20 protein-coding genes are annotated in these 25,915 nt (G+C 63.2%); 15 read left to right on the forward strand and 5 right to left on the reverse strand.

Going from position 1 to position 25,915, the window contains the following annotated elements; translation table 11 throughout:
* Positions 1-26: 26 nt before the first annotated feature.
* Positions 27-809, forward strand: coding sequence for an alpha/beta fold hydrolase (locus LVY71_RS07340; RefSeq protein ID WP_235100041.1), 783 nt, complete (start codon positions 27-29; stop codon positions 807-809).
* Between the two features lie 55 nt (positions 810-864).
* Here LVY71_RS07340 and LVY71_RS07345 read toward each other — a convergent pair whose 3' ends face one another.
* Entirely contained in the window at positions 865-1,770 is a 906-nt protein-coding gene (locus LVY71_RS07345) for a LysR family transcriptional regulator (protein WP_235099148.1), read from the reverse strand.
* Positions 1,771-1,880: 110 nt separating this feature from the next.
* On the opposite strand from LVY71_RS07345, the gene LVY71_RS07350 reads away from it, so the two are divergent.
* The 4 genes from LVY71_RS07350 (at position 1,881) to murB (ending at position 6,041) form a co-directional block, all read left to right on the forward strand.
* Positions 1,881-3,086, forward strand: a complete 1,206-nt coding sequence (locus tag LVY71_RS07350; RefSeq protein WP_235099149.1) for an MFS transporter — start codon at positions 1,881-1,883, stop codon at positions 3,084-3,086.
* 141 nt (positions 3,087-3,227) lie between these two features.
* Positions 3,228-4,631, forward strand: a complete 1,404-nt coding sequence (gene murC / locus LVY71_RS07355; RefSeq protein ID WP_235099150.1) for a UDP-N-acetylmuramate--L-alanine ligase — start codon at positions 3,228-3,230, stop codon at positions 4,629-4,631.
* 10 nt (positions 4,632-4,641) lie between these two features.
* Positions 4,642-5,121 carry a DUF6653 family protein gene (locus LVY71_RS07360; RefSeq protein ID WP_235099151.1) on the forward strand — a complete coding sequence of 160 codons (480 nt, stop codon included), beginning with the start codon at positions 4,642-4,644 and terminating at the stop codon, positions 5,119-5,121.
* A complete protein-coding gene (murB, locus tag LVY71_RS07365; protein ID WP_235100042.1) occupies positions 5,118-6,041 on the forward strand; it encodes a UDP-N-acetylmuramate dehydrogenase in 924 nt (307 codons plus the stop codon). The genes LVY71_RS07360 and murB overlap by 4 nt, the downstream gene beginning before the upstream one ends.
* A gap of 5 nt (positions 6,042-6,046) precedes the next feature.
* Here the strand turns inward: murB and LVY71_RS07370 are convergent, their stop codons facing one another.
* Positions 6,047-6,820, reverse strand: coding sequence for a bestrophin-like domain (locus LVY71_RS07370; RefSeq protein WP_235099152.1), 774 nt, complete (start codon positions 6,818-6,820; stop codon positions 6,047-6,049).
* Positions 6,821-6,948: 128 nt separating this feature from the next.
* On the opposite strand from LVY71_RS07370, the gene LVY71_RS07375 reads away from it, so the two are divergent.
* The 8 genes from LVY71_RS07375 (at position 6,949) to ligA (ending at position 18,420) form a co-directional block, all read left to right on the forward strand.
* Entirely contained in the window at positions 6,949-7,875 is a 927-nt protein-coding gene (locus LVY71_RS07375) for a D-alanine--D-alanine ligase (protein WP_235099153.1), read from the forward strand.
* Positions 7,876-8,009: 134 nt separating this feature from the next.
* Positions 8,010-8,822 carry a cell division protein FtsQ/DivIB gene (locus LVY71_RS07380; protein WP_502797540.1) on the forward strand — a complete coding sequence of 271 codons (813 nt, stop codon included), beginning with the start codon at positions 8,010-8,012 and terminating at the stop codon, positions 8,820-8,822.
* Positions 8,819-10,138 carry a cell division protein FtsA gene (gene ftsA / locus LVY71_RS07385; protein ID WP_235099155.1) on the forward strand — a complete coding sequence of 440 codons (1,320 nt, stop codon included), beginning with the start codon at positions 8,819-8,821 and terminating at the stop codon, positions 10,136-10,138. The genes LVY71_RS07380 and ftsA overlap by 4 nt, the downstream gene beginning before the upstream one ends.
* An 84-nt stretch (positions 10,139-10,222) precedes the next feature.
* Positions 10,223-11,995, forward strand: a complete 1,773-nt coding sequence (gene ftsZ / locus LVY71_RS07390) for a cell division protein FtsZ (RefSeq protein ID WP_235099156.1) — start codon at positions 10,223-10,225, stop codon at positions 11,993-11,995.
* A gap of 363 nt (positions 11,996-12,358) precedes the next feature.
* Positions 12,359-13,336: a UDP-3-O-acyl-N-acetylglucosamine deacetylase gene (gene lpxC / locus LVY71_RS07395; protein WP_235099157.1), complete on the forward strand. Its 978-nt coding sequence runs from the start codon at positions 12,359-12,361 to the stop codon at positions 13,334-13,336.
* Between the two features lie 239 nt (positions 13,337-13,575).
* Positions 13,576-14,469, forward strand: coding sequence for an outer membrane protein assembly factor BamD (locus LVY71_RS07400; RefSeq protein ID WP_283842509.1), 894 nt, complete (start codon positions 13,576-13,578; stop codon positions 14,467-14,469).
* Positions 14,470-14,494: 25 nt separating this feature from the next.
* Entirely contained in the window at positions 14,495-16,165 is a 1,671-nt protein-coding gene (gene recN / locus LVY71_RS07405) for a DNA repair protein RecN (protein ID WP_235099158.1), read from the forward strand.
* Between the two features lie 98 nt (positions 16,166-16,263).
* On the forward strand, positions 16,264-18,420 hold the full coding sequence (ligA, locus tag LVY71_RS07410; RefSeq protein WP_235099159.1) for an NAD-dependent DNA ligase LigA: 2,157 nt from the start codon (positions 16,264-16,266) through the stop codon (positions 18,418-18,420).
* Here ligA and LVY71_RS07415 read toward each other — a convergent pair.
* A complete protein-coding gene (locus LVY71_RS07415) occupies positions 18,417-20,252 on the reverse strand; it encodes an aminopeptidase P family protein (RefSeq protein ID WP_235099160.1) in 1,836 nt (611 codons plus the stop codon). The genes ligA and LVY71_RS07415 overlap by 4 nt on opposite strands.
* A gap of 213 nt (positions 20,253-20,465) precedes the next feature.
* On the opposite strand from LVY71_RS07415, the gene LVY71_RS07420 reads away from it, so the two are divergent.
* Positions 20,466-20,669 (forward strand): hypothetical protein, encoded by a 204-nt coding sequence (locus tag LVY71_RS07420; RefSeq protein ID WP_235099161.1) that lies wholly within the window; start codon positions 20,466-20,468, stop codon positions 20,667-20,669.
* A 133-nt stretch (positions 20,670-20,802) separates the two neighbouring features.
* Here the strand turns inward: LVY71_RS07420 and LVY71_RS07425 are convergent, their stop codons facing one another.
* On the reverse strand, positions 20,803-21,696 hold the full coding sequence (locus LVY71_RS07425; protein WP_235099162.1) for a 50S ribosomal protein L11 methyltransferase: 894 nt from the start codon (positions 21,694-21,696) through the stop codon (positions 20,803-20,805).
* 201 nt (positions 21,697-21,897) lie between these two features.
* The gene (locus tag LVY71_RS07430) at positions 21,898-23,499 is read right to left on the reverse strand and encodes a phytoene desaturase family protein (protein WP_235099163.1); all 1,602 of its coding nucleotides are present in this window, start codon (positions 23,497-23,499) and stop codon (positions 21,898-21,900) included.
* Between the two features lie 136 nt (positions 23,500-23,635).
* Between LVY71_RS07430 and LVY71_RS07435 the strand changes: the two genes are divergently transcribed.
* Positions 23,636-25,912, forward strand: coding sequence for a spermidine synthase (locus LVY71_RS07435; RefSeq protein ID WP_235099164.1), 2,277 nt, complete (start codon positions 23,636-23,638; stop codon positions 25,910-25,912).
* Positions 25,913-25,915: the final 3 nt, after the last annotated feature.

Consider the following 25,915-nt stretch of genomic DNA (forward strand, 5'->3'; position numbering starts at 1 on the left):
ACCCACTCATGGAGACGATGATGAAGATGTTCACAATGACACGAATGGCGGCGCTGGCCGTCAGCCTGTTCACCGCATCGCTTGGAATGACCGAAGCCCACGCAGCGCCGCGAGCGCCAGTTGTTGCGAAAAACGTCGTGCTGGTGCACGGCGCATGGGCCGATGGCTCAAGCTGGGGCGAGGTGATCCCCTATCTTCAGGCGGCGGGATTGAAAGTCACCGCCGTGCAGAATCCGCTCAGTTCGCTGGAAGATTCCGTGACGGCAACGCGCCGTGTGCTTGCGCTTCAGGATGGGCCGACCGTGCTCGTCGGCCATTCCTTCGGTGGCACCATCATCAGTGAAGCCGGTACGGATTCGAAGGTGTCGTCGCTGGTGTATGTTGCCGCGCGCGCGCCCGACGCGAACGAGGATTTTGTTGCGCTCTCCGCGAAGTATCCGACGGGGCCGGTGCGTGCGGGCATTGAGGCCCATGACGGCTACACGCGGCTGTCGGAAGATTCGTTCCTGAAATATTTCGCCAACGGCGTTCCGACCAAGAAAGCCAAGGTGCTTTATGCGGTGCAGGGCGACACCGCGGCGTCGGCCTTCGCGGCACGCACGACGCAGGCGGCATGGCACGACAAGCCGTCGTTCTATGCGGTGTCGAAGGAGGACAAGACCATCAATCCGGATCTCGAGCGGTTTCTCGCCAAGCGCATGAACGCGACCACCATCGAACTCGACGCCGGTCATCTGCCGATGGTGTCGAAGCCGAAGGAGATCGCCAACCTGATCCTCGCGGCGGCGGGACGCGGCCCGAAGAGCTGACAGTCGAGAGTATTCCGGGTCGGTTCGCAGTTTGGCCGATCCGGAATCTCTTTCTCTAGAGTTTTACGTTCTCCACCAGATAATTCAGAAATGCCCGCACCCGCGCGGGCAATTGCCCGCCATGGCCCAGAAACACTGCGTGGATCGCTTCACGGTCGCCGGGATTGAAGTCTTCCAGCACCGGTACCAGCCTTGAGGCCTGGATGTCCTCATCGACATGAAAGCGGGCGAGCCGCGCAAGGCCAGCGCCCGCAATGGCAAGCCGCTGCATTGCTTCGCCGTCGCTCACCAGCGCGTTGCCGACCGGTGGCACAGTGATAATCCCGCCTTTGCTGTCGCGAAATCGCCAACCCTCGACTTGCCGTGAAAAGCAGAAGCCCAGCATATTGTGTTTGGCGAGATCGGCCGGCGTGCGGGGCGTTCCGTGCTCCGCGAGATATGAGGGCGCGGCGACCACCACCGTACGGCTCTCGCCGAGCTTGCGCGCGAGCAGCCGGGACTCGCGCAACGGTCCGACGCGAATGGCGATGTCCGCGCGCTCTTCCAGCAGGTCCACCACTGTATCGGTCAGCGTAACGTCAACGCTGACGCCTGGGTGCAGCTTGAGAAATCCGGGCAGCAGCGGCAGCAGCCAGTGCAGCCCGAACGGCACGCTGGTGTTGACCCGCACGCGGCCGCGCGGCGTCGCGCCGGCTGCAGCCTCGCGCTCCGCCGTATCGATATCGTCGAGAATGCGGATGCTGCGGTCGTAATAGGCGGTGCCTTCCGGTGTGAGCTGCAATTTGCGGGTCGAGCGGTTGATGAGCCGCACCCCGAGCCGGGCTTCCAGCCGAGCCACCAGTTTACTAACCGCCGACGGCGTCATGCGGAGCGCGCGGGCGGCGGCGGAAAAGCCTCCGAGCTCGACCACGCGAGCAAAGACTTCCATCTCGCTGGAGCGATTAACGTCCTGTCGCGACATTGTGACTTCAATTCACAGATATTGTTATTTAGAGAAGTCTAGTTCACGAATGACTTTGCGTCCACTTCTCAGAAATGCCGGCTGGGCCGGATTTGTCTGAGGACTGCACCATGCCACTCGCCCTGTACGCGCTCACCGCCGGCGCTTTCGGAATTGGCGTCACCGAATTCGTGATCATGGGCCTGCTGATCCAGGTCGGCGCGGATCTCCATGTCTCCATCTCCGCCGCCGGTCTGCTGATATCCGGCTACGCGCTCGGCGTCGTGGTCGGTGCGCCGATCATGACCATCGCCACCGCACGCTGGCCGCGCAAGACCGTGCTGCTCGTGCTGATGGGTGTGTTCACCATCGGCAATCTGGCGTGCGCCATCGCTCCCGATTACTGGACGCTGATGGCGGCGCGGGTACTGACTGCATTCGCCCACGGCACATTCTTCGGTGTCGGCTCGGTGGTGGCAACGACACTCGTCGTTCCAAACAAGAAGGCGTCCGCGATTGCCATCATGTTCACGGGTCTCACGGTCGCCAACATTCTCGGCGTGCCGTTCGGAACGTGGCTCGGGCAGAACTTCGGCTGGCGCGCGACGTTCTGGGCGGTCACGCTGGTCGGCGTTGTCGCGTTCGCCATCATTGCGGCTTTGGTCCCGAAGGACAGGTCGGTTCCGGAAGCATCGAACTTGAAAGACGATCTCGCGGTGCTGCGGCGAGGGCCGGTGCTGGTCGGATTTCTCACCACCATCATGGGGTGGGTCGGTGTCTTCGCAGCCTTCACCTATCTCACGCCGATGCTGACGAAGATCACGGGTTTCTCCGACGCCGCGGTCTCGCCGATCCTGTTGGTGCTGGGCGCGGGACTGATGGTCGGCAATCTGCTTGGCGGCCGCATCGCGGACAAGCATCTGATGACCGCGCTGTTCGGCAGTCTCTTTGCTCTCGCGCTTGTGCTCGCACTCATAACGTTCGCGCTTCACAACAAGATCGCGATGGTCGTGTTTGCCGGTCTTTTGGGCGCTGCCGCCTTCGCGACCGCGCCACCGTTGCAGATATGGGTACTGAACAAGGCGCACGGGGCGGGACAGTCACTTGCTTCCAGCTTCAACATTGCCGCCTTCAACTTGGGCAATGCCATCGGCGCGTGGCTCGGAGGTGCGGTGATCGATCATGGTCCGGGGCTTGGCGCGATTCCCTGGATTGCGAGCCTGGTGCCGCTCGCAGGCATGGTACTGGCGATGACCAGCCATCGGCTGGAAACGCGGCGGGCCGCTAGGGTTCCTGCAGGCGCCAGCATCACCGCCTGCGGGGCGGCGGCGGATTAGCCGAGTTTGGAAGCGGCTTTTCACCCGAATCTGGCAATTTTTCCGTCGTGGCCGGGCTTGTCCCGGCCATCTGCGTCTTGCATGAAGGTGCGAGGATTCGTGGGTGTCCGGGTCACCGGACATGACGTGAGAGATTGTATCATGAGACTGCCGCGCGAGATCGGACCCATTCACTTCGTCGGTATCGGCGGCATCGGCATGAGCGGCATTGCCGAGGTGCTGTGCAACCTCGGCTACACGGTGCAGGGCTCCGACGCCTCCGAGAACGCCAACGTCACCCGCCTGCGCGAAAAAGGCATCAAGATCAGCATCGGCCACAAGGCCGAGAACGTGAATGGCGCGGATGTACTGGTGGTTTCGACTGCGATAAAGCGCGACAATCCGGAACTGATCGCCGCGCGCGGCTCGCGCATTCCCGTCGTCCGCCGTGCCGAGATGCTGGCCGAACTGATGCGGCTGAAAAGCTGCATCGCCATTGCCGGCACCCACGGAAAGACCACCACCACATCGATGGTCGCAACATTGCTCGATGCAGGAAATTTCGATCCCACAGTCATCAATGGCGGCATCATCAACGCCTACGGCACCAACGCGCGGCTCGGCGCGGGGGAGTGGATGGTGGTGGAGGCGGACGAGAGCGACGGCACGTTCCTCAAGCTGCCGGTGGATGTCGCCATCGTCACCAACGTGGACCCCGAGCATCTCGATCACTTCAAGACATTCGACGCCGTGCAGGATGCGTTCAAGAACTTTGTCGAGGGCGTGCCGTTCTACGGCTTCGCGGTGATGTGCATCGATCACCCGGTGGTGCAGGCGCTGGTCGGCAAGATCGAGGACCGCCGTATTATCACCTATGGCGAAAATCCGCAGGCCGACGCGCGGCTGGTCGATCTCGCGCCCTTCACCGGCGGCTCGAAGTTCAAGGTCGAGTTCCGCAATCGCAAGACCGATGTCGCGCATCAGATTTCCGATCTGGTGCTGCCGATGCCCGGCCGCCACAACGCGCTCAACGCGACGGCGGCGATCGCGGTGGCGCACGAGATCGGCATTTCCGACGAGGCAATCCGCAAAGCACTGGCCGGTTTCGGTGGCGTCAAGCGGCGCTTCACCAAGACCGGGGACTGGAACGGCGTCACCATCATCGACGATTATGGTCACCATCCGGTGGAAATAGCGGCCGTGCTGAAGGCCGCGCGCGATTCCACCAAAGGCAAGGTCATCGCCGTGGTGCAGCCGCACCGCTACACGCGGCTGCAATCTTTGTTCGAGGAATTCTGCACCTGCTTCAACGACGCCGATGTGGTGATCGTCGCCGACGTGTATCCGGCGGGCGAAGCGCCGATTCCCGGCGTCGATCGCGATTCATTCGTGCTTGGTCTGCGCGCGCACGGGCATCGCGAAGTGATCCCGCTGCCGGGGGCGGATAAACTCGCGTCTGTTGTGCGCGACGTGGCAAAGCCGGATGATTTCGTGGTTCTGCTCGGCGCGGGCAACATCACGCAATGGGCCTACGCGCTGCCGGGCGAGTTGAAGGCGTTGAATTAGCGGGGTGCCGATGGCGATCCTCAGCGACGAAACCTGGAAGCGTCATGCCAATCCATGGAGCGTGTGGACCCGCTATGCAGCGTTTCCGGTTCTGGTCGCGGCGATCTGGAGCCGCATGTGGCTCGGCTGGGGCGCAATCGTTCCGGTGACGATTGTGGTTGCGTGGTTGATCTGGAATCCGCGGGCGTTTCCGCCGCCGGCCTCCACCAACAACTGGGCGTCGAAAGCGGTGCTCGGTGAACGCATCTGGGTCGCTCTGAAACGTGACGAAGTGCCACCGCATCACCGCATAGCGCCTCGCGTCGCGGGTTTGTTCTCGGCGGCTGGTGCGCTCGCTCTGGTCTTTGGGCTGGTTGTGTTCGACGCTGTCGTCACTGTTCTGGCGATGCTTCTGGTGGTTGTCGCCAAGACGTGGTTTGTCGATCGCATGGTATGGCTGTTCGACGACATGAAAGATTCCAAGCCGGAGTATCGTTCTTGGCTGTACTGACCTTCTCCGACATCAGCGCCGATCTGAAATCCCAGATGCCCGATCTGCGCGGGCGGCTGCTCGCGAATGAAACACTTGCACCGTTCACGTGGTTTCGTGTCGGTGGCCCGGCGCAAATCCTGTTCACACCGGCGGACGAAGACGATCTCGCATACTTTCTGTCGAAGTTGCCGAGCGAGATTCCCGTCTATACGGTGGGCGTCGGCTCGAATTTGATCGTGCGCGACGGCGGGGTGCCCGGCGTCGTGATCCGTTTGTCGCCGCGCGGCTTCGGCGGGATCAAAGCTGACGGCGACGTGGTCCGTGCCGGCACGGCGGCGCTCGATAAGCGCGTAGCGGAAGCCGCGGCTGCGGCGACCATTGGCGGCCTGGAATTCTACTTCGGCATTCCGGGCTCGATTGGCGGCGCGCTGCGCATGAATGCGGGCGCCAACGGCGGCGAGACCAAGGACGTGCTCGTGGAGGCGAGGGGTCTCACGCGCAGTGGCGAGCGTGTGACATTTTCCAATGCCGACATGAAATTTGTCTATCGCAATTCAGGCGTGGACACGTCGATCATCTTCACCTCCGCGCTGTATCGCGGGCAGATCACCGATCCTGAGAAAATTCGCGCGCGCATGGCCGAGGTGCAGAACCATCGCGAGACGGCGCAGCCGATCCGCGAGAAGACCGGTGGCTCGACCTTCAAGAATCCGCCGGGCCACAGTTCGTGGAAACTGATCGATGCCGCCGGGATGCGCGGCTTCCGCGTCGGCGGCGCGCAGGTTTCGGAAATGCACTGCAATTTCCTGATCAACACCGGCGATGCCACGGCCCGCGACATCGAGATGCTGGGCGAGACTGTCCGTGCGCGCGTGAAGGAAAACTCCGGTATCGAGTTACAATGGGAAATCAAGCGGATCGGAATTGAGCGCGCTTAAGCCTTTCACTCGCTCAGGGCCTGCAGCACCTTGATCGGCTGCGGCGAAACCTGGAACGTGCCGTCGAACGGATATTCCTGCAGCGCGATGATGCCGAGGGCGACGACAGCGGCACTCCCGAATACGACGAGCGATGCAAGAAACGCCCGCGGTTTGTCGAGATGGACAAGGGCGATTCCGACCTGAGTGAGCAGGCCGAGCACGATCACCACCAGCCATTTCAGGTCGTTGGTGTGATCCGACGACAGCGCAAGGCGGTCGTTGCGCGCGGTCCCGACCCGCAGAGTAGCGGTGAGCAGCGCCGAATGAACCGCCTGTCCCGAGTCCTTCGCGATCGACGGAATACTTACCTCGCGCAGCAGATCGTCGTAGGCGACTTCGGTGCGTGGCGACAGCCGCATCGCGTCCATCGCGGGCCATTCTTCCGCGATCACCGAGGTCACGTAGGCTTTCAGTGCGGCGCGGATGGTGCGCATATCGGACGCCGAGGCGACGCTGAGCGTATGGATGTTGCGCAGTTCGCCAGCCTCGGTGTGAACCACCCGATAGGCCTGGCGGCCACGCTCTGCGATGTCGGCAGCGAGAAAGCCCGTCAGCAGCGCGAACAGGATGGCGACCCCGTTAAAGAACGGTGCGACAACCCCGGTCAGCGATTGCACAGGCCGCCTGAGTGGGCCGCGAAAGGTAATCGCCGCGAGCAGCAGCGGCGTGCCAAAATACAGGACGATCAGTACGGCAAAGATGCCGGCGGGGGGCAGGTCGAGCCAGGCGCGGATCATCAGACAGCCTTTTGCATGTGGCCGTCCGCGTCTGCATCCGGCATTGGCGCCGAGTCTAGCTGACTCGCGGTGGCTTGGTCATCGGCGCAAATCAGCGTAGGTAGGGCCAAGGTAAAGATCGGGTTGTCATGAGCGAACCAAAACACGTTGCGGTGCTGATGGGCGGATGGTCGTCGGAGCGGGAGGTCTCGCTGCGATCGGGCAAAGCCTGCGCCGACGCACTGGAGCGCCGCGGTTACCGCGTCACCCGCATCGACGTGAAGCGCGACATCGCAACCGTGCTCGACATGCTGAAGCCCGACGTGGCGCTGGTGATGCTGCACGGCAAGCCCGGCGAGGACGGCACCATTCAGGGCGTTCTGGAAACGCTCGGGATCCCCTATACCCATTCGGGCGTCCTGGCCTCGTCATTGGCGATGAAGAAGGATCTCGCCAAGACGGTGATGGCGACGGCAGGCGTTCCGGTGCCGGAAGGCATGACGCTGACTCGCGCGGAGATCGCCAAGGGGCACGTCATGGCTCCGCCCTATGTCATCAAGCCGGTGGCCGACGGCTCCAGCGTCGGGGTGTTCATCGTCACCGAGGCGCATGCCCACCCGCCGCAGGAGCTTTTTCGGGAGGACTGGCCCCACGGCGAGCAACTTCTGGTGGAAAAATACATCGCCGGAAAGGAACTCACCTGTGCGGTTATCAAGGGCGAGGCGACCGGCGTGATTGAGATAGTTCCATTGATCAAATTTTACGATTACGAGGCAAAGTACTCTCCGGGCGCATCAAAACACATCCTGCCTGCACCTATTTTACCTTTTGTTTACCAGGAAGTCCGAAGGTTAACGCTGGCGGCGCATGTGGCGCTTGGCTGCCGGGGCGTGAGCCGTGCGGATTTCCGTTACGACGACCGCATCGAGGGACTTGGGGGATTGTCCTGCCTCGAGGTGAATACCCAACCCGGCATGACCGAGACGTCACTTGTTCCTGAGCTTGCGGTCCACGCAGGCGTAACATTTGACGAGTTGGTGCAATGGATGGTGGAGGACGCCTCTCTCGATCGCTAGGATCGCAGAGGCCCCAATCTACTTCTCAGACAAGAGCCGCAGCGTCGCGTTCGCGCGGCCGCGCGCTTTCGCCTGCGCGCCGTGCTGCACCCCGTGACGCTGTTCGCTTCGAGGCCTCCCATCCATGGATCGCCATGCTGGAGCGCCGTCTGCCGCGCTTCGTGGGGCTTGCCGCGACCACCTTCATTTTAATCGGCGCCGTCGCGTTCGGTGTGGCCAAGGGCGATCATGCCGACGACGTGCTCGGCGCGTTGAGCGACACCCGAAACGCTGCCGCCAATGCGATCGGATTCCGCATCACCAGCGTCGCGATCACCGGCCGCAAGCAGCTCACGCAGGACGAAATTCTCGCCGTGGGCGGCGTCAACGGCCGCTCCTCGCTGCTGTTTCTCGATGCCGCCTCGGCGCGCGACAAGCTGAAGGCCGATCCGTGGATCGCGGACGCCACCGTGCAGAAGCTTTATCCGGGCCGGTTGCAGATCGACATCACCGAACGCAAGCCGTTCGCGCTCTGGCAGGAGAACGGCCGCGTCTCCGTGATCTCCGAGGACGGCACGGTGCTTGAGCCCTACGTCGCGCGGCGCTTCGTGTCGCTGCCGCTGGTGGTGGGCAAAGGCGCGGAAACCCGCGCCAAGGATTTCCTCAATCTGCTGGCGCAATACCCGCAGGTGCGTTCGCAGGTGAAGGCCATCGTCTATGTCGGCGAGCGGCGCTGGAATCTGCGCCTTGCCGACGGCATCGACGTTCGGCTGCCGGAATTCGAGGTCGAGAAGGCGCTGGCGACGCTCAGTAAGATGGACAAGGACAGCGGCCTGTTCTCCCGCGACATCACCGCCATCGACATGCGGCTGTCGGACCGGCTGACCGTGCGCCTGTCGGAGGCGGCGGCGAAGGCGCGTGACGAATTGTTCAAGGACAAGAAGCCGAAGAAGGCTGGTGCCGCATGACCAGTCTTGACCGCGCCCAGACCCCAAAGACTCGCCAGATGCCGCCGAACAAGACAGCGCTGGTGGCGGCGCTCGATATCGGCACCAGCAAGATCGCCTGTCTCATCGCGCGGCTGAAGCCGTGTCCGCCGAGCGATGCGTTGCGCGGCCGCACCCATGCGATCGAGCTGATCGGGCTGAGCCACATCCAGTCGCGCGGCGTCAAGGCCGGCGCGGTGGTTGACCTCAACGAATGCGAGCAGGCCGTGCGGCAAGCCGTGGCGCTGGCGGAGCGCATGGCCAAGGTTCGCGTCGAATCGGTCTTGCTGTCGGTGTCCGCCGGCCGCCTGCAGGGCAATCTCGTCGAGGCGTCCTCGGAATTGCGCGGCGGCGCAGTCACGCCTGCCGATCTCAGCCGGGTCATCAGCGCCGGCATGCATCATGCTACGCCGCCCGGCCGCACCGTGCTTCACGTCCTGCCGGCCGGCTTCTCGCTCGACGGCGTCAAGGGCGTCCGCGATCCGAGCGGCATGGTCGCGCGTCACTTCGGTGTGGAAATGAACGTGATTACCGCCGACGCAACCGCAGCAAAGAACCTGATGCTGGTGGTCGAGCGTTGCCACCTCAACGTCGAGGCCATGGCCTGCGCGCCCTACGTCTCCGGGCTGTCGGTACTGACCGACGATGAGGCCGATCTCGGCGCCGCCGTGGTCGAGATGGGGGCGGGCACTACGACCATCGCGACCTACTCGGGCGGACAGTGCGTCCATGCCAGCGGTTTTGCGCTCGGCGGGCAACACGTCACCATGGATTTGGCGCGGGGTTTAGGGGCATGCATTGCGGATGCCGAGCGAATCAAGACGTTATATGGCACCGTGCTGACCGGCGGATCTGATGCGCGCGATGTCATGAGTGTGCCAACGGCGGGGGACGACGGCGACACGTCGCAGATGGTGTCCCGGGCCACGATTGCAAACATCGTCCGGCAGCGGGTCGAGGAGATTTTTGAAATGGTCAGGGACCGGCTCGCGGATTCTCCCTTTGCGGCAGAGCCGCGGGCGCGAGTTGTTTTGACCGGCGGGGCGTCGCAGCTCACCGGCATCCCCGATCTTGCCAGCCGCATTCTTGGCCGCGACGTGCGCATCGGCCGCCCGCTTGGCTTCGGCCGCCTGCCCAATGAGGCCAAGAGCGCGTCATTCGCGGTGCCTACCGGCCTGCTGGTCTATCCGCAATTCGCACATCTGGAACACGTTGAACCGCGGCATACGCGGCAGGTCATGACAGGGACCAACGGCTACTTCGGAAAGGTCGGACGATGGCTTCGAGAGGGCTTCTGATGATCTCAACACCGGATCAGACCATTCCATCAACCGCTTTGGCGTGCAGCCCAAGCCCCACGCGCGCGTAATCGAGAGGCAACCATGACCATCAATCTCACCCCCCCGGATGTTCGCGAGCTGAGGCCCCGCATCACCGTGTTCGGTGTCGGCGGCGCGGGCGGCAATGCCGTCAACAACATGATCTCCGCCGGTTTGCAGGGCGTCGACTTTGTCGTCGCCAACACCGACGCGCAGGCCCTCACCATGTCGAAGGCCGAACGCATCGTGCAGATGGGCACCCAGGTGACGCAGGGCCTCGGCGCGGGTTCGCAGCCGGACGTCGGCGCGGCCGCCGCCCAGGAAGTGCTCGACGAAATCAAGGACCATCTCTCGGGCGCGAACATGGTGTTCGTTACCGCCGGCATGGGCGGCGGTACCGGTACGGGGGCAGCCCCCGTGATCGCCGCCACCGCGCGCGAGATGGGCATCCTCACCGTGGGCGTTGTCACGAAGCCGTTCCACTTTGAAGGCCAGCGCCGCATGCGCACCGCCGAAGCCGGCATCACCGAGCTTCAGAAGGTGGTCGATACGCTGCTGATCATCCCGAACCAGAATCTGTTCCGGGTCGCCAACGAGAAAACTACCTTCGCCGACGCCTTCGCGATGGCTGACCAGGTGCTGTACTCGGGCGTTGCGTGCATCACCGACCTGATGGTCAAGGAAGGCCTCATCAACCTCGACTTCGCAGATGTTCGCGCGGTGATGCGCGAAATGGGCAAGGCGATGATGGGGACGGGCGAGTCCACGGGTGAGAAGCGCGCTCTGACTGCGGCGGAAGCTGCAATCGCCAACCCGCTGATCGACGATTCGTCGATGCGCGGCGCGCGGGGCCTGCTGATCTCGATCACTGGCGGCAAGGACCTCACCCTGTTCGAGGTCGACGAAGCTGCCACCCGTATCCGCGAAGAGGTCGATAACGACGCTAACATCATCGTCGGCGCGACCTTTGACGAGACCCTCGACGGCGTTATCCGTGTGTCGGTTGTCGCCACCGGCATCGACACCGTGGCCGCCAGTCGCGCCACGACGCCGGTTCAGGCGATTACCACCGGTGCCCCTGAAAGCCGTCTTGCCGAACTGACGGCGCGTCTGCGCGCCGATAACCAGCGGATGGCCGAACGCGCCCAGCAGCAGAAGCAGGCCGCTGCTCCTTCGCCGGCTGCGGCGCCCGCTCGCGCCACGGCTGACCAGATCGACCGCGCAGCACTCGCCGCTATCGCTGAAGCAGTCTCGCCGACCGAGCGGCCGGCTCCGGCCCCGATGCAGCCCGCCGCCTATGGCGACGTCAGCGTGCGTCCGGTGCCGCCGAAGCCTTCGCTGTTCCCGGATCATGAGGAGCCGATGAATCTCCAGGAGGCGGCTCCGCCGTCATCCTTCATTCCGCAGCCCGCCGAGCGGATGCCGGTTCGCGCGCCGCGCATGCCGCAGTTCGATGAACTGCCGGTGCCGGCCCAGAACCAGATCCGTCAGGCTCGCGGAGAGACCGCTGAGGAGCATCCGCCGCAGAAGCGCGCTTCGCTGTTGCAGCGTCTGGCCAATGTCGGCCTCGGCCGGCGTGACGAGGAAACCGAGCCGCCGATCGCGGCCCGCGCGTCCGGTCCGGCCATGGCGCCGATGCCGCCGCTTCCCGAGCGCAAGCCGCAGCGGCCGGTTCCCGCCCAGTATGGCGGGGCCGGTGACCCGGTCTCCGAATACGCCCGCCGCCCGGCGCCCCAGGGACTTGATTCGCACGGCCGTCCGGCTCCGGCCGCGCCTGCGGGCGGTGGGGAAGACCACCTGGATATCCCCGCCTTTTTGCGGCGGCAGGCGACCTGAGATTGTTACAATCCAAAACCACGGAAATGCCCCGGCCAAAAGCCGGGGCATTTTGCTTAGTCGCTGAATGATTGCTGATAAGTCGCTTAATTATCTGTTTTTGCTGATGAAATTTTTCATCGAGATTCTCCGGAGGCGGCTACCAAGGCTGGGTAAATGGGCCGGAGCGGCGGCATGAATGCGGCGAGTTTAGGGTAACAATCTGTAAACAAGCGTGAGTGGCGCTCTCGCGTGCAGGGGTTAAGGTCTTCGCACTTTGGGGATGATCCTTGGTCGCACGCCGGTTCAACAGGCGAAACCAGTTCGATAGTAGCGTGCGGTTTAAAGCGACTCGGGATGATGAAGACTTTTGGGCAAGTGGGAATGAAATCCAGTCGGCAGACAACGCTCCGGTCGCACGTTACTGTGACGGGCGTCGGCGTCCACTCCGGTTCGCAGGTCAGTCTGACCATGGGACCCGCCGACATCAATTCAGGATTCGTTTTCATTCGTAACGGCGGGGGCCGCGAAGCTCAGGCTCGCGAAGTTCAGGCCACCGCATCTTCCGTCATTGCCACCGATTTCGCGACCGTGCTGGGTGACCATCAGGGTCCACTCGTTTCCACCGCCGAACATGTTCTGGCCGCGCTGCGCGGTATGGGCGTCGACAATGCCACCATCGAAGTCGATGGGCCCGAAGTGCCGATCATGGACGGCAGCGCCGCTCCCTTCGTCGAAGCCATCGATCGCGCCGGCATCGTGCAGCAGAGCGCCGCCCGCCGTTTCATCGAAGTGCTGAAGCCGGTGCAGGTCGTGCAGGGCGAATCGTTTGGCGAACTGCGGCCTTATGCCGTTGGTTTCCGCGCCGAACTCGAAATCGAATTCACCAACTCTCCTATCGGACGGCAGGCTTATGCGTTCGACCTCGATGCCGAGAGTTTTCGCCGCGACATCTGCCGCGCCCGTACCTTCGGTCTGATGGGCGACGTGGCCAAGCTCTGGAGCGCGGGCTACGCGCTCGGTGCGTCGCTGGAGAATTCCGTGGTGTTCGACGACAGCCGTCTTCTGAACACAGAAGGCCTGCGCTTCGCTGACGAATGCGTCCGTCACAAGGTTCTCGACGTGGTAGGCGATCTGGCGCTGGCCGGTTTGCCGCTCATCGGGCTTTATCGCTCGGTGCGCGGCGGCCACAAGCTCAACCATGCCGTGCTGACCGCCCTGATGGCCGACCGCCATGCCTGGCGAGTTGTGGAAGCCCCCGAGCCGGTACTCGAGCGCCCGGTTGTCGCTCGCCGTGCTCGCGGTCACGCCGATGTCGCGGGCGGCATGGTCGCCGTGGCCTACGGTCCGGATGTGTCCTGAACGCCTCAGCGTTCGGGTTTAACCACGTCACCGTCGAAGTCGGCCGATCCGCCTTAATCCGGGCGAAATGTCTTCCTATCCGGTTGGTTAAGGTATCTTTTTCAGTTACATAGGCACGGTGTGACACGCCCGTGGACTGCATATGCCGAAACAACGGCATCGGGCTTCGTCAGCAACCCAAAACCTCGCGATCGGTTTGGTCTCGCGCGTCGGATGTACATTCAGGTCGGCCCATACGCATGACATTCGAATTGCCCAAATTGTCCTATCCGGCCCGTATCGGCGGCTTCGCCCGTCATGCGCGTCTGGCATTCGGATTGATGATCCTGACCGTGCCGTTGAGCGGATGCGGCGGCGGCGCGCTGTGGGACAAGTTCTTCGCCAAGGAAGAAACCTTCGTCGATGAGCCCGCGGACAAGCTCTACAACGAGGGCTTGTACCTGATGAACAAAAAGGGCGATCGCAAGTCTGCGATGAAGAAGTTCGAGGAGGTCGATCGCCAGCACCCGTATTCCGAATGGGCGCGGAAGTCGCTGCTGATGTCCGCCTATGCGGCCTACGAGGGCGGCGACTATGACGAGTGCATCTCTTCCGCCAACCGTTACGTCGCGCTCCATCCCGGCAGCCCGGACGCCGCTTATGCGCAGTATCTGATCGCGGCCTCCAACTTCGACCAGATTCCGGACGTCTCGCGCGATCAGGGCCGCACCGAGAAGGCCATCGCCGCGCTGGAAGAGGTGATCCGCAAATATCCGACCTCGGAATACGCCAACAGCGCCAAAAAGAAGATCGAGGCCGCCCGCGACCAGCTCGCCGGCAAGGAAATGACGGTTGGCCGCTACTACATGGAAAAGAAGGACTACACCGCCGCCATCAACCGCTTCAAAGTGGTGGTGACGCAGTACCAGACCACGCGGCATGTCGAAGAGGCGCTGGCGCGTTTGACCGAGGCCTACATGGCCATCGGCATTGTCGGCGAGGCGCAGACCGCCGCCGCTGTGCTTGGCCACAATTTTCCTGACAGCCGCTGGTACAAAGACGCGTACAATCTTGTAAAGTCGGGCGGAGTCGAGCCGACCGCCAACAAGGATTCCTGGATGACCCGGGCGTTCAAGAAGGTCGGCCTCGGCTAACCTCACGCCTCAGGACTAATCCCGCATGCTGGCCCGGCTTTCGATCCGTGACATCGTCCTGATCGAGCGGCTCGACATCGATTTTCTCAAAGGTCTTGCTGTCCTCACCGGCGAAACCGGCGCGGGCAAATCCATTCTGCTTGATGCGTTTGCGCTGGCGCTCGGCGGGCGCGGCGACGCCAGTCTCGTGCGCCACGGCGCGGAGCAGGGGCAGGTGACGGCCGTGTTCGAGGTTCCGAAGAAGCATCCCGCCAACGTCATCCTGCGCGACAACGGATTCGAGGATTCCGGCGAGATGATCCTGCGCCGGGTGCAATTCGCCGACGGGCGCACCCGCGCCTTCCTCAACGACCAGACCATCAGCGTGCAGACGCTGAAAGCGATCGGCACCACGCTGGTGGAAATCCATGGCCAGCATGACGAGCGCGCGCTGGTGGACACCGCGACGCACCGGCGGCTGCTCGATGCCTTCGCCGCGCTCGAAAAGGATGTCGGCGCGGTCGAGGCGCTGTGGGAGGCGCGCCGCACCGCGCGCGCCGCGCTGGACGAGCATCGCGCCGGCATGGAGCGCGCCGCGCGCGAGGCGGATTACCTGCGCCATGCCTCCGAGGAACTGAAGAAACTCAATCCGCAGGACGGCGAGGAGACCTCGTTGGCGGAGCGCCGCAGCGTGATGATGCAGGGCGAGAAGGTCGCCGAGGATTTGCGCGAGGCGCTGGCGGCGGTGGTCGGGCCGAACTCGCCGATCTCCACCCTTGCGGCCGCGGTGCGTCGGCTGGAGCGCCGCGCGAGCACGGCGCCCGCGCTGATCGAACCGGCGGTGAAGGCGATGGACGCCGCGATCAACGCGATGGAAGAGGCCGATCAGCATCTGAATGCTGCGCTTGTCGCCGCCGACTTCGATCCGCGCGAACTCGAGCGCATCGAGGAGCGGCTGTTCGCGCTGCGGGCGGCGGCGCGGAAATACTCGACGCCGGTGGACGGGCTGGCGGCGCTGGCACAGCGCTACGCTTCGGACGTTGCGCTGATCGATGCCGGCGCAGACCGGCTGAAGGTGCTGGAGAAGGACGTCGCTGCCGCCGACAAGGCCTATGACGCCGCCGCGCAAAAGCTCTCTGCCGCGCGCAACAAGGCCGCCGAGAAGCTCAACAAGGCGGTCAACGCCGAGCTTGCGCCACTTAAGCTGGAGCGCGCGAAGTTTTCCACGCAGATTGAATCCGATCCGGCGTCGCCGGGACCGCAGGGCTTCGACAGGGTCGAGTTCTGGGTGCAGACCAATCCCGGCACTCGGCCCGGCCCGCTGATGAAGGTGGCGTCCGGCGGTGAATTGTCGCGCTTCCTGCTGGCGCTGAAGGTGGTGCTGTCGGATCGCGGGTCCGCACCAACGCTGGTGTTCGATGAAATCGACACCGGCGTGGGCGGCGCGGTGGCCGACGCTATCGGCGCGCGGCTGGCGCGGCTCGCCGAGAAGGTTCAGGTCATGGCCGTGACCCATGCACCACAGGTCGCGGCGCGCGCGGATCAGCATCTCCTGATTTCCAAGGATGCGCTCGACAAGGGCAAGCGCGTCGCGACGCGGGTGGCGACGCTGGCCAAGGATCACCGCCGCGAGGAAATCGCGCGGATGCTGGCTGGCGCGGAGATCACCGCCGAGGCGCGGGCCGCGGCGGAACGGCTGCTCAAGGCGGCCGGATAAAGCGTTTTCAAGCGAAGTGGGTACCGTTCGCGTGAAGAAAACGCGTCAAAACAAAAGCTCTAATGCTACGGTTTCGCTGCAGTGATGCCGGAATAGCGATGTCCAAAGTATCAAAAGTCAAAACCGACAAGACACCCGTCGAATTGCTGACGCCCAAACAGGCGAAGGCTGAACATGCGCGGCTGCAAACCGAAATTTCCGGGCACGACAAGCGCTACTACCAGCAGGACCGGCCGAGCATTACGGATGCCGAGTACGACGATCTGCGCAAGCGTTACAATGCGATTGAGGACCGTTTTCCCGAGTTGCGCACGCTGGAGTCGCTGTCGCTGAAGGTGGGCGCTACTCCTTCCGGCCGGTTCAGGAAGGTACGCCACGCGGTCCCGATGCTGTCGCTCGACAATGCCTTTGCCGAGCAGGACGTCGCTGATTTCGTCGGACGTATCCGCCGGTTCCTCAAGCTTGGCGAAGACCAGACAATTTCGTTCAGCGCCGAGCCGAAGATAGACGGCCTGTCGATGTCGCTTCGCTATGAGAATGGCGAGCTCGTCACCGCCGCCACCCGCGGTGACGGCGCGGAAGGCGAGGATGTCACCGCCAACATCCGCACACTTCATGATGTGCCGCAGAAGCTGAAAGGCCGCAGCCCGCCACCGGTCTGCGAGGTGCGCGGCGAAGTCTACATGACCAAGGCCGCGTTCCTGAAACTCAACGAGCGGCAGAAGGAGGCGGGCGAAACGATCTTCGCAAATCCACGCAATTCGGCCGCTGGCTCGCTGCGTCAGAAGGACCCAGCCATCACTGCCTCACGCCCGCTGGGCTTCTTCGCCTATGCGTGGGGCGAAATAAGCGCGATGCCGGCGGACAGCCAGTCCGGCATGATCAAGTGGTTCGAGCATTGCGGCTTCAAGACCAATCCGCTGACCAAGACCTGCCATTCGGTGGAGGAGTTGCTGGCGTTTCACCGCAAGATCGAAACGCAGCGTTCGCATCTCGACTACGACATCGATGGCGTTGTCTACAAGGTCGATCGCCTCGACTGGCAGGAGCGTCTTGGCTTCGTGTCGCGCACGCCGCGCTGGGCCATCGCACACAAGTTTCCCGCAGAGCGTGCGACCACGGTGCTCAAGGACATCGAGATTCAGGTCGGCCGCACCGGCGCGCTGACGCCGGTCGGCAAGCTGGAGCCCATCGGCGTCGGCGGCGTCATCGTGCAGAACGTCACGCTGCACAACGAGGATTACATCAAGGGCATAGGCGGCAAGGGCGAGGTGCTGCGCGAGGGCCGCGACATCCGCATCGGCGATACCGTGATTATCCAGCGCGCCGGCGACGTAATCCCGCAGGTTGTCGACGTGGTCATGGACAAGCGCCCGAAGGGCACAAAGGAATATCACTTCCCGAAGAAGTGTCCTTGTCCGCTACACACCGACATCGTGCGCGAGGAAACCGCGACCGGCGAGGAGGGATCGCGCGCCCGCTGCACCGGCGAGTTCGCCTGTCCGTTCCAGAAAATCCAGCATCTGATGCTGTTCGTGTCGCGTCGTGCGTTCGACATCGAGGGCTTCGGCGAGAAGCAGATCGAGTATTTTTTCGAGCAAGGCTGGGTGAAGGAGCCCGCCGACATTTTCACGCTGCAGGCGCGCAACAGGACGCTCAAGCTCGAGGACATCGAAGGCTACGGCGAAACCTCGGTGCGCAACCTGTTCGACGCCATCAACGAACGGCGCGAGATCGGCCTCGACCGTTTCATCTATGCGCTCGGCATCCGCCATGTCGGCGAAACCACTGCGCTGGCGCTGGCGCGCGGCTACGGATCGTGGGAGGCCTTCCACGACGCCTGCCTGAAGGTCGCCAAGGGCGATGAGCAGGCCATTGCCGAGATGGATGATCTCGACCAGATCGGCGACACCGTGATTCAGGCGGTGGCGGCGTATTTCGGCGAGAGCCACAATCGTGGCATCGTCGAACGGCTGACGAAGCAGGTGAATATCCGGGACGCGGAAAAGCCGAAAAAGGATTCGCCTATCGCCGGAAAGACAGTCGTCTTCACTGGCTCATTGGAAAAGTTCACGCGCGACGAAGCCAAGGCCACCGCTGAACGGCTCGGCGCGAAGGCAGCAGGCTCCGTGTCGAAGAAAACCGACTATGTCGTAGCGGGGCCGGGTGCGGGGTCGAAGCTGGCAGAGGCGCAGAAGCTCGGCGTGCCGGTTCTGACGGAAGACGAGTGGCTGGCGCTGGTGGGCGGCGCTTAAGTCGAGTTCACCAGCGGCTCGGTCGCTGCATCCAGCCAGACTTTGGTCGCCTCATCCAGCAGCGGACGGATCTCCTCGCGCACCCGTGCATGATAGGCATTGATCCACGCCAGTTCCTGCTTGCTGATGCGGTGCGCGTTGATCAACCGCCGGTCGATGGGCGCGAGTGTTAGCGTCTCGAAGCCGTTCATGGGCTTTTCCGCGCCATCGATGATCTTCTCGATCACCAGTTCGAGATTTTCGATACGGATGCCGAATGCGTCGGTCTTGTAGTAGCCCGGCTCGTTGGAGAGGATCATGCTGCGCTTCAGCGACGTGGTGCCGAGCTTGGAAATGCGCGCCGGGCCTTCATGCACGGAAAGGTAGCTGCCGACGCCGTGGCCGGTGCCGTGCTCGAAGTCGATACCCGCCTGCCAGAGAAATTGCCGCGCCAAGACATCGATCTGCGCGCCGCTGGTGCCGTCGGGAAATGCCGCGCGCGCGATCGCGATGTGCCCGCGCAGCACGCGGGTGAAACGGTCGCGCATTTCGGCGGTTGGCTCGCCAATCGCAATGGTGCGGGTGACGTCGGTGGTGCCGTCTTCGTATTGCGCGCCCGAATCGATCAGCAGTAGGTCGCCGGGCATGATGCGGCGGTTGGATTTCCGCGTAACGCGGTAATGCACAATGGCGCCGTTAGGGCCGGTGCCGGAAATGGTGGGGAAGGACACGTCCTTCAGTGCGCCGGTGTCGCGGCGGAAGGTTTCCAGCGCCTCTACCGCGTCGATTTCCGTCAGCTTACCGCTCGGTGCTTCACGGTCGATCCAGGCCAGAAACCGCGCCAGCGCCGCGCCGTCGCGCTTGTGCGCCGCGCGCGTGCCGGCGATCTCGGCGGAATTCTTCACAGCCTTCAGCAGCGCGACCGGATCGCTCAGGCGCACCGGCTTGCCGCCTTCCGCTGCGATTGAACGCGACAATGCCTCAGCGGCCGTCGCGGCATCGAGGCCGATGGCGGCCTTGGTGCGCGCGAGATCCGCAAGCCGGGGCATGAGAGCGTCGGGTTCTTCGACGGTGGCGTTCTTTTCGAGATGATCGCGCACGCTGTTGGAGAGTTTGCGGTGATCGATGAAGATCGTCGGCCTGCCGTCCTTCGGCACCAGCGCGTAGGACAGCGGCAGCGGGGTATGGGCCACGTCCGCGCCCCGGATATTAAAGGTCCAAGCCACCGCATGCGAATCGGACAGAACCAGAGCATCCACGGCGAGCTTCGCGATTTCCTTGCGGATGCGGGTGAGCTTGTCGCTTTCGCTCTCACCGGCGAATTGCAGCGGGTGGATTTTGACCGGCCCCAGCGGCGGGGCGGGTTGATCGGCCCAGATCGAATCGACCGGATTGCCCTCCACCGCGACCAGTTCGGCGCCCGCCTTCTCGCAGGCTCTGGTGAGGCGCTCCGCTGCCGCCGAAGTGTGCAGCCAAGGATCAAATCCGAGGCGGTCGCCAGGCTTGAGATGTCCGGCTAGCCAAGTTTCCGGCGGCGGTTCGATCAGGGATTCGACGGTCCATGCCGTCGCGTCCACCTGCTTGGCCGCCTGCAGGGTGTAGCGCCCGTCCACGAACACCGCCGCCTGTCCGGTGAGAACGATGGCCAGTCCCGCCGAACCGGTAAAGCCGGTCAGCCATGCCAGCCGCTCGTCGGACGGCGGGACATATTCGTTTTGCTGGCTGTCGGCGCGGGGAATCACGAAGCCGGTCAGTTGCCGGCGCAGCAGTTCCTCGCGGAATGCCGACAGCCGGGCGGCCAGCGCCACGCCGCCTTCAGGCTCTTCGAATGTCTGGAATTGGGCTTCGAACATCGGTCGACCTTAAGAGACATGGAGAATGGCGGCAATCTGCACCCCGGACCCGGATCTACGTCAAAGGTGAATGGCACGATCCGTGCTTAGTAGAAACTGCCTACAGGGAAGGCTGTTCGGGGAACCATTTGATACCAACAACGCTTGAAGTAGATGGGCCTCGCGGAAATGCGGAGGGGTGTGTTTTTCAACTCAGCGGAGAGGGGATAGGGCATGCCAGCTTTTATGTTTGAGAAAATTTCGCCGCCGGGGCAGGGGAGCGTTCCTGCGGTCACGATCAAGGAGCCACGGGGCGTCATCGTCCAGATGCTCGACCGCCTGACAGAAAACCGGTTGCAGCGCGAGGCGCGCCGGGCGCGGTTCGAAGCGGGCTTTACCGAAGCTGACGTCACACCCCACCGGACGCGACGGGAATAAATCTTTCCCTTACCCGATGAACTGAGATCCGCCGTCACCCTGAGGCCATAGCGAAGCGCAGGCCTCAAAGGGTGACGGCGTTGTTTTTTGGTCATCCTTCGAAGCCGCGAGAGCGAGGACTCCGGATGAAGCCTCAGCGCCGCTGCATCAGCAGGCTGCTCCAGCCTTCGATCTGAATTCGCTTGATCAGTCTAAGCCCTGCGCCCCGATAGGCGGCGACCACGCTGTTGGCCTGATGCGGCAGTAATCCCGACAGAATGACAAAGCCGCCGGGGGCCAGATGCGCCGCCAGTTGCGGCGCCAGTTTCCGCAGCGGGTTGGCGAGGATATTTGCTAGCACCAGTCCAAACGGCCCGTGGACCGCAAAATGCGGCGATTGAAAACCGGTGGCGTGAACAACGTTCACCAGATTGCCGACGCCGTTGAGCTTTGCATTCTCGCGCCCCACCAGCACGGATTTCGGATCGATATCGCTGGCCAGGACCGGACGCCGCAACGTTCTTGCGGCGGCGATCGCCAGCACCCCGGTGCCGGAGCCGAGATCGAGCACGCGCCTGGGTGTGCGCCGATTCAGGACCATATCGAGCAACAGGAGGCAGCCGCGCGTGGTGCCGTGATGGCCGGTTCCGAACGCCAGCGCGGCTTCGATCTCGATTCCGATCTTGTTCGGCGGGACTCGCTCGCGGTCGTGGCTGCCATGGACGACATAGCGCCCGGCACTCACCGGCACCAAGTCGGCGAGACTGGCCTTCACCCAGTCCTTGGTTTCGACCGTGCTGAACACGATGGACTTCGCGGCGGCGTCGCCTGCCGTTTCCGTCACCAGCGCATGGATGACGTCGCGGTCCGGCGGTTCGGCAAAATGCATGGTGATGTCCCAGCGGCCGCCCGGCCCCTCAAAGGCGGCGATGGCCAGATCGTGGCTCGGGTAGCTCTCCGTAATGATATCCACAACACGACTTGCGACGTGTTCGTCACCGATGGCGAAAGTGGCCTGCGTTGCGGCGGGGGTGGGCTGTGAGGTCACGGTGGTGTCCAACTCGCTGAAATCACTGACTGCATCGCCCAATTTCCCACAGCTTGTCCACAGTTCGCGGGCGGAACATACCCGAGTTTTTCACAACTTCTTAACTGTGGTTTTCCACACCTTGGTGAAACTTTAAGGGGCGGAATTCCACAGCTTATTCACAGAGTTATCCACAGTTTTTCAACAGGTGTTGGCGGCGCTTCAAGTGAATAATCCGCGGTAGTCCTTGAGGATAACTTGCGCCGCATTGTGCCCCGGCGCACCCGTGACCCCGCCGCCGGGATGGGCGCCGGAGCCGCAGTGGTAGAGCCCCTTCAATGGGCCGCGATAGCCGGCATGGCCCAACATCGGTCGCGCGGAAAACAACTGGTTCAGCGACAGCGCGCCGTGGAAGATGTCGCCTCCAAGCAGGCCGAAATCGCGTTCCAGGTCGAGCGGCGACAGCACCTGCCGCGCAATAATGCTGGCGGCAAATCCCGGGGCGTAGCGATTCACGGTCGCGATCATCAGATCGGCGACCTCCTCGCGATGGTCCTCCCATGACCGGCCGTCGGGCAATTGGGGTGCGACGTGCTGGCAGAACAGACTGGCCACATGCATGCCGGATGGTGTGAGCGAGTCGTCCAGCGTGGACGGGATCAGGACCTCGATCACCGGCTCCCGACTCCAGCCGTGTTGCCGGGCATCGAGCCAGGCGCGATCCATGTAGCCCAGACTGGGCGCGAGGATGATGCCGGCGGTGAGATGGTCGCCCGGCCCCGGGAGGGCCTTGAACGATGGCAGCGCCGACAAGGCGACGTTCATGCGGAAAGTGCCGGAGCCGTTGCGCCAGTTCGTGATGCGGTCAAGGAACGGCTTCGGCAGCGCATCGGCCGGGACCAGCCGGGTATAAAGCAGCTTCGGATTGACGCTGGAGGCGACATAGCCGGCGCGGATCGTCTCCCCATTGTCGAGGATGACACCCACGGCGCGGTCGCGTTCGACGATCACCTCGCGGACGCCGTTGTTGGTCTCGATCTCCGCGCCCGCCGCGCGGGCCGCCGCCGCCATCGCCTGGGTGATCGCGCCCATGCCGCCGATGGCGTGGCCCCACAGGCCCTTGCGGCCGTTCACCTCGCCGAAGGCGTGGTGCAGCATGACGTAGGCCGAGCCGGCAGCGTAGGGGCTGGCATAGTTGCCGACAATGGCGTCGAAGCCGAACAGCGCCTTGACCAGATCGCTTTCGAAGCGGTCCTCGAGCATGTCACCTGCCGAGCGGGTGAACAGGTCGAGCAGCATGCGCTGGTTCTCGAGCGAGAGGCCGCGCAGGACGTTGGCGGTGCCGAGCGCATTGAACGCTTCCCGGATCGCACGGACGCCGAAACCCTCGACCACATCGGGGGGGGCGCGCAGCACGAAAGCTCGCAGCATGTCGGCGATGGTTTCCAGTTCGCGGTTGAAATCGTCGATCCGCAGCGCGTCGCGTTCGCTGAATTTCGCGACCGACTGATGGGTACGGCCTTCGCCGGTCAGTAAATAGCGTCCGTCCGGTGCAGGCAGGAAGTTCTGCGCGCGGCGCTCGACGACCCGCAGCCCATGGCGATGGAGGCTCAGATCCGCGATGACCTTCGGATTGAGCAGGCTCACCGTGTAGGCGGCTACCGAATTACGGAAGCCGGGATGAAATTCTTCCGTCACGGCTGCGCCGCCGACCACCTTCCGGCGATCGACCACCTTCACGCGCAAACCGCCCATTGCGAGATAGGCCGCACAGGTCAAGCCATTATGGCCAGCGCCGATGATGAGTGCATCGTAATCGGACATGGCCAAGTCATAATGGTGAGAGGCGTCACGTGCGAGTGATTTCTGTCACGCGCATGTTATTGCTCCCCGTGTTTGGCTATGCTCCACTCCACTCCCACCGCGCCCGGTGATTTGCCGGGATCATGCCGGAGCCTTCATGACTTCAGTGCCGTCCGAAACCGCGAGCCAGTCCGCCGGCGCGTGGAACAAACTCGTTCTAGTGGTTTATACCGCCGCGATTTTTACCAGCGCCCTGCTGCTGTTTTCGGTGCAGCCGCTGTTCACGAAAATGGTGCTGCCCCGGCTCGGCGGCTCGCCCGCGGTATGGTCGGTGGCGATGGTGTTCTTCCAGTCGCTGCTGCTCGGCGGTTACGCCTACGCGCATTATCTTATGACGCTGAAAAGCCGCGTCGCTCCGATCGCGATTCATCTCGTCCTGTTGGTGGTGGCGCTGTTCACCCTGCCGCTGTCGATTGCGAGCGGGTGGGGCGAGCCGCCGGCGAGCGGCTACGCGTTCTGGTTGCTGGGCCTGTTCGCCGTTTCGATCGGGTTGCCGTTCTTCGCACTGGCCGCCAACAATCCGATGTTGCAAGCCTGGTTCGTCCGCACCGGGCATCCTGACGGTCCCGATCCCTATTTCCTCTATGCCTCGTCGAACATCGGCAGTTTCCTTGCGCTGCTGTCCTATCCGGTGCTGCTGGAGCCGATGTTCACGCTGCGGACCCAGAACCTGATCTGGACCGGTGGTTACGCACTGCTGATCGTGTTGATCGCGGCGTGCGGCGTCATGCTGCTGCGCTCGAAGCCGATGACGGAGGCTGCCATCAGCGCAAGCGACGGCGACGCGCCGGCCCCAACATGGACGGCGCGGCTCCGCTGGATATTCCTCGCTGCTGTGCCGTCTGGCCTGCTGATCGCAGTGACCGCGCATATCTCGACCGACGTCGCGGCAGCGCCGCTGCTGTGGGTGCTGCCGCTGTCGCTTTACCTGTTGACATGGGTCCTGGTGTTCCAGTCGCGGCCGCTGCTGCCGCACAAGTGGATGCTCATGGCGCAACCGGTCGCCATTGGCGGCGTTATGGTTCTGCTTGCGGTCGGCGGCGAGCAGGATCTGTTCCTCACCCTCGGCGGTCATCAGATATGCTTCTTCATTATCGCAATGGCGTGTCATGGTGAACTCGCCCGCACGCGCCCGGCCGCGAGTTATCTCACTGGATTCTATGTTGCGCTGTCATTCGGCGGCATGGTCGGTGGATTGTTCGCCGGGTTGATTGCGCCCTACACGTTCTCCTGGATAGCGGAATACCCGATTCTGCTGGCGTTGGCGGCACTGTGCCGGCCTGCTGGAACAACGGGTATGCGCGGCGCTCTCGCGCTCTGGGTTCTCGTGGTGATTGCTGCTGTAGTTCTCATCGCCATCGCGTTCGGAAGTGGATCAACCACAGAGCTGATCGAAACCAACCGGTTATTGGTTGCCAAGGTTTTCGCCGTTGTGTTGATGGTCCTTGGAGTGCTGTGGAAGATCGATCGCTGGAAACTCGCAACACTCGTGGCGCTGGGACTCGTCCTGATTCGCGTCTATCCCGCCGACGACGGCCGCGTGGAAACGGTGCGCAGTTTCTTCGGTGTGCACAAGATCGTGGTGACGTCAAACGGTCAGTATCACGTGCTGATGCACGGAACGACGATCCACGGCGCCGAGAAATTTCTCAACGATGATGGCACGCGGGTGAAAGGCCGGCCCGAAGCGATCACCTACTATCACACGGATGGCGGCATCGGTCGCGCCATCGCCGCAATCCGCGAACGCAAGCGAGGTCCGATCCGCGTCGCGGTGATTGGTCTGGGTGCGGGAACGCTCACCTGTCAGTCACAGCCCGGCGAAGACTGGAAATTCTTCGAGATCGATCAGACCATGGTCGATACCGCGCGCGATCCGAAGTATTTCTCCTTCGTCAGCGCGTGCGAGCCCAATCTGAAGCCGGTGATCGGGGACGCGCGTCTGACGTTCGCGAGGGAACAGGACGGCATCTACGATCTCATCATTGTCGATGCGTATTCGTCCGATGCGATTCCGATTCATCTGGCGACCGAGGAGGCAATGGCGATCTACAAGGCCAAGCTCGCCCCGCAGGGCGCGGTGGTAATGCACGTTTCCAACCGTCATCTCGAACTGGCGAGCGTCGTCGTCGGCATCGCCGAAGAGAACGACCTCAAGAGTTGGGTCTACAATGAGGATTCCGGACGCGACAACGAATACATCTTCACCACGGAAGTTGTGATATCAGCACGGGAGGAGGCCGACGTCGGCGAGATCGCATCTGACAACAAGTGGGCGTTGACGGAAGCCACCGAAGGTCAGCGGGTCTGGACTGACGACTATTCCAACGTGCTTGGCGCGGTCTGGCGGCGGCTCAGGACTCCGGACGAGTAGCGA

The organism is Bradyrhizobium sp. G127, assembly GCF_021502575.1.
Lineage (GTDB): Bacteria > Pseudomonadota > Alphaproteobacteria > Rhizobiales > Xanthobacteraceae > Afipia.